Source organism: Xanthovirga aplysinae (assembly GCF_009711365.1).
Lineage (GTDB): Bacteria > Bacteroidota > Bacteroidia > Cytophagales > Cyclobacteriaceae > Xanthovirga > Xanthovirga aplysinae.
The window spans coordinates 1-5,252 of the sequence record NZ_SMMB01000906.1; the positions used below are offsets into that span (position 1 = coordinate 1).

Genomic DNA, 5,252 nt, shown 5'->3' on the forward strand with positions numbered 1-5,252 from the left:
AAAAAAACGAAGGTCCCTTAATTCATCATCCTACTTTTAACAACTTAATTACCTTACTTGCATTGAAATCAACTAATCTATTTAATGAGATCTGCTGCACTCCTAATATTTATTTTTTCGTTTTTTATAAACTGTTTTACTTTAAATCCCCTTCACTCCAACAATACTAAAATCCTATTGAAGATGAAAAGTTTGAACAAATAATCTTTCCAAATTAAAGTGGACATTTTTTCAAATTAAATTTTTGGATATGGTATTAAGAAAAAAACCGCACCTTTATAAGAGCGGTTTTTTCAATTCAAACCTACTAATTATTGCGTTTAAGTTAATTATTTCCACGTTTCAGTCCAATTTGCTTAGGGATTTTGTTCCATTAATTCATTGGCATTAAGTTCATCTATAGGAATTATAAACTGCCACTCATCACCTCCGGCCTCAACAAACATTGTAAGAATAGTTGATTCATTATGATTTGTACCATTTCGATCAAGATCCGCATTCAAACGTTTCAAATCAACAAATCTAAAGCCCTCACCCCATAATTCCCATCTTCTTTGCAGAAGAATTTCATCAATCAGAGCCTGTCCAGTGTTTCCTGAGGGCACATAATTGTCATCTCTTGCCAATGCCAATTCAGTTAGAACTTCCTGAGCGCCTGCAAAATCATCTAACCTCCCTTTAGCCTCTGCTTCTATCAAATACATCTCAGCTGCTCGCATAAATACGACATCTCCTCTACTATCACCTGTGTTATAAGCTAAGAATTTTTGAGATGTATATGGAAACTTTTGATGCGTTGACAAAAGTGTAACATCCGGATGTTCACCGTCTGGTGAAAATAGAGTTTTACGAATATCAGTCTCTGGAATTAAATCATAGAGCTTACTATTGATAGATTTTGGACTAGTTCTAATGTTAGTTGAGGAGAAATTACGAGACATCCAGGCCATCCAATTAAGATAGGTATCCTGTTGTTCAGCATTAAGATGAGCCCCCCACATCCATTCACCGACATTATAATCATTAAACCCAGAAGCGTAAGTCTCCTGATCCATCAAAGGGAAACCCGCCCTTGCCTTAGCAGCCATGTCTGCTGCAACGGTATAATTCCCTTGAACCAAGGCTACCCGGGCTTTTAATCCCTGGACTACAGCTTTGTTAAAATGAGATTTATTAGTCCTTTTCTCAGTCAACAATGAAATGGCCTGATCCAAATCGGCATTAATCTGGGCATAAACATCTTCTACGGAAGATCGAGCTTTTCCTTCTTGGGTTACTTCCAGCATCAATGGAATCCCTGGTTGTGAGTTCAAACCTCCTGCATTATATCTCTTTCCAAACATTTGCACTAAATTAAAATGAGCCAATGCTCTATAAGCATAAGCTTGTCCCAGAACTAAATTCCTTTCATCTTCTATACCCTCTGCGACTTCAGCTCCTTCGATAATTCTATTTGCATGGTTAATAAGTTTATAAAAGAAACGCCAATGATGGGCCACATAACCACTAATATCCGTTCTATGATCAATCCATCGAGCAGCACCAAACCAATAACCACTATTACCATTTAAAACCATATCGTCAGCCAGTGCCTCATTATAGACATGCCATGTTCCCAAACCTCCATAACCCTGGCCCCCATCACGGCTGTATAACATCCGGTGCATACCATTTACTATTGTGAGTAAGTTACTGGTAGTTGAGACAGCATCATCCGCGTTAACCGCATCCGTAGGTAATTCGTCCAAATAATCCTCCCCACAAGAGATAAAAGAAAAACTCATGGTAAGGAGTAATAAAAACCCAGTTAAATTTCTTTTCATCCTATTTAATGTTATCATTTTATTCATTTTTTAAAACGTTACATTTAGACCTACACTCATTACCCGTGAAGGAGTCATTTCATTACCGGTTGTCCCGCCAAGGTACTGAGTTCCCCAAAGGCCATTACGAGCATTTAGTAAAAATACATTTTCCACATTTCCATAAATCCTTACACTTTCTAAACCAGTTCTGCTTATCAGCTTACTTGGTAAGTCATAGGCCAAACTAATTTGTCGTAGATGCAGGAAATCTGAACTAGTCAACCAACGGTCTGTATAGGTACGGACAAAGTTGCTAGCTTGGCTGTAGTCGAGTCTTGGAACATCAGTTACATCACCAGGCTTTTGCCAACGGTTAAGTATATCCGTGTGTAATGCAGTTCCTGCAGTTCCAGGGTGCATTAAACCCGTATAGTTCCAATCAAGCAATTGGCCACCAAGCTGATAAGTAAAGAACAATCCCAGACTTAACCCTTTATAAGTGAAAGTATGGGTAAAGCTACCAAATACATCTGGAAGTGCTGACCCGGCATCGTAATATTGAGCATAATTAGGATTCGTTGTTACATACGTTCCATCGGCCATCACTCGTACATCTCTATGCTCCTTATCTGCCTCTGAATCCAAAACATAAAGAGCAGCTCCATCATCAGGGTCTACCCCATACCATTTTCTTATGTAAAAGTTATAAATATCACCTCCCACAAACAATCTTTTTTCATCATCAATAATTTCTTCCTGCGGTAGCTCTTTTATTTTATTCTTAAGTGTAGAGGCATTCAAGTCCAACTGCCAAATGAAGTCCTTTCTTCTAATAATTTCTCCTGATAAAGTTATTTCTAATCCACTATTGGCCATTGTACCAACATTAGCATCAATACCACTCAAACCAGTTGATTCGGGTAAAGGCACATAGAAAAGCAAATCAGCAGTTTCTCTATTGTAGTATTCAACGGTACCGGAAATACGATAATCAAATAAGCCAAACTCAAGACCTATATCTGTCTGGTTATTGGACTCCCAAGCTAGGTCTGGAGCAGCCACCTGATCCAGCCATATCCCAGGTTCGCCCTGGTTATTTTTACCCAATTCAAACAAGGGCTGACTAGCATAAAAACCTAATGCAGTAGTATTTAGATGAGAATCATTACCGACCTGACCGTAAGAAGCCCTAAGTTTTAACATATCAGCCCAAGTAGGCAAGTTAAATTCTTTATCTAACCTCCAGGCACCTCCTACAGACCAAAAATTTCCCCAGCGTGATTTTTTACTAAATCTTGATGATCCATCTCTACGAAAGGAAGCAGAAAGGAAATATTTTTCATCAAAATCATAGCTTCCACGAAAAAAATACCCTTCTGTTGTATATCGAGATTGGGCCGATTCAGCCCCCCCCGGAACCGCAAAATTTATCAATTCAATATTCCCATCAGTAATTTGTTTTGTTCGATCGGCCTCAAGATAATTATACTGGTAGTCAAAATTCTCATGACCAATCAGTGCGGATATATTGTGCTTCCCAATTGTTTTGGAGTAATTGAGCAATTGATTGAAAGTTTTAGTAGTACGATAAGATGCAAATCGGTAAGAAAAGCCATTAGGAGCACCATCCCCTACAATTTTGTTCCAAAATAACTCATTGTAATAATTTCGCTTTTCAAGTCCGGCATTTAAGGTAAACTTAAAATCCTTTAAAAAGGTAAAATCCATGTATGCTCTGGAATTCAAAGAAAGATTAATATCATTATCGGTATTCAACAGACTTTCATATATCGGATGTCTTCCTCTGTTATATAGCCTGTTATCTCCCAAATCGTATTGCTTTTCATCATTTTCATCCAAATCGTAACTTCCATCTTCCTTATGCAAATAAACTGGGTAAATAGGAGCCGTAAACCTTGCAGAACGAATCGAGTTTTGATAACTGCTACTACCTCCATCCGGAGTCTGATTTCCATTCGAAGAAGCTGCGGATAGATTCACCCCGGTCTTAAACCATTTTTGTGGTTGAAAATTCACCCTAGTCCTCCCTGAAATTCGCTCAAAATTGGATCTCTTAAGCCATCCTTTTTCATTTACATACCCTAATGAGACAAAATAATCTGATTTTTCATTTCCACCTTCAAAAGAAACATCAAAGTTAGTTCTTGCCCCATTCCTCATTAAAGGCTCTGCCCAATCCAAATCCTCGTATATCAAACTAGCTCCTGGATTTAGTTTTCCATCGGTACCCACAATTTGATCGTTTGGAACATCATAAGGGTTAGTACCGCCTACAAAATCATATGCCTCTTCTGATGCCTCCTGATTTGCAATTTCAAATGATTTACCTTGACCGTAAACCTTACGATTTCTAAGAGATTCCCACATCAACTCATAATATGTTCCGGCATCAACCCGATCATACTCCGGTATAAACCTTGAAGATGCACCTTGACTAAAATTAACACTAACCTTTGATTTTCCTTTACTACCAGTTTTAGTAGTAATTAAAACAACTCCATTTGCCGCTTTACTTCCATAGATAGCCGTGGAAGCAGCATCCTTCAAAATACTAAAGCTTTCAATATCATTAGCATTAAGACTAGCAAGGGTTCCTGTAAAGATCATCCCATCTACCACGTACAAGGGTACATTCGATCCGTTGATTGATCCAATACCTCTAATTCTAATGGCAGCACTTTCCCCCGGCTGGCCACTTGCAGGTGCAAACTGAACCCCGGCAGCTCCTTCAAGTGCCGAAGTAACATTGGTAAGCGCCCTATTCTCAAGGGACTCTGCGTTAATTTGCACTGAAGAGCCTGTTAAAGACCCCTTCTTGGCAGTACCATAACCAACTACGACTACTTCCTCAAGTAATTGATCATCTGGCGCCATTGAAACATTAATCACAGATTTTCCGTCAACAGAAACTTCTTGGGATTCCAGTCCTACAAATGAGAACACCAAAACACTTCCCTGAGAGGGGGCTTCCAAGCTGAATTTTCCGTCCAAATCGGTTTGAACTCCCACTGTGGTTCCTTTCAAAAGAACATTAACACCAGGTAAACCCAAACCATCCTCTTCAGAAGTAACAGTACCACTGACGGTTAAGGATTGTGCCATTGCCTGTTGCCATCCAAGGGCAGTCAACATGAACACTAGTAAAAGTAACTTTCTAATCATAGCAAAAGGATTAAAAATTAAACAAAAATTGATAATCAAGAAGATTTTTTTATTGAAAGAAAATAATTCATTTCATAAATAACTATATAACTAACAAAGTAAATTCAGACAAAAATATTAAGTTTGAACACTTAATTGAAAGCAAAAAACTTGACTTATTATTGTTGTATAATCTAATGTTTAATATAACTTATCTATGAAATACAATTTCTAATTAATTGATTTATATTATTTTAATTTTCTAATTTTTACTATTCCTTAAAA

2 protein-coding genes are annotated in these 5,252 nt (G+C 37.8%); both read right to left on the reverse strand.

Going from position 1 to position 5,252, the window contains the following annotated elements; all coding sequences use genetic code 11:
* Positions 1-356 precede the first annotated feature (356 nt).
* Positions 357-1,841 (reverse strand): RagB/SusD family nutrient uptake outer membrane protein, encoded by a 1,485-nt coding sequence (locus E1171_RS07815; protein WP_222931441.1) that lies wholly within the window; start codon positions 1,839-1,841, stop codon positions 357-359.
* A 12-nt stretch (positions 1,842-1,853) separates the two neighbouring features.
* Positions 1,854-4,988, reverse strand: coding sequence for a SusC/RagA family TonB-linked outer membrane protein (locus tag E1171_RS07820; RefSeq protein ID WP_155205453.1), 3,135 nt, complete (start codon positions 4,986-4,988; stop codon positions 1,854-1,856).
* Positions 4,989-5,252: the final 264 nt, after the last annotated feature.

What these genes read in the sequence shown, in the direction of transcription:
- E1171_RS07815 (WP_222931441.1), bottom strand. Translation starts at nt 1,841, where the DNA reads ATGATAACATTAAATAGGATGAAAAGAAATTTAACTGGGTTTTTATTA.
- E1171_RS07820 (WP_155205453.1), bottom strand. Translation starts at nt 4,988, where the DNA reads ATGATTAGAAAGTTACTTTTACTAGTGTTCATGTTGACTGCCCTTGGA.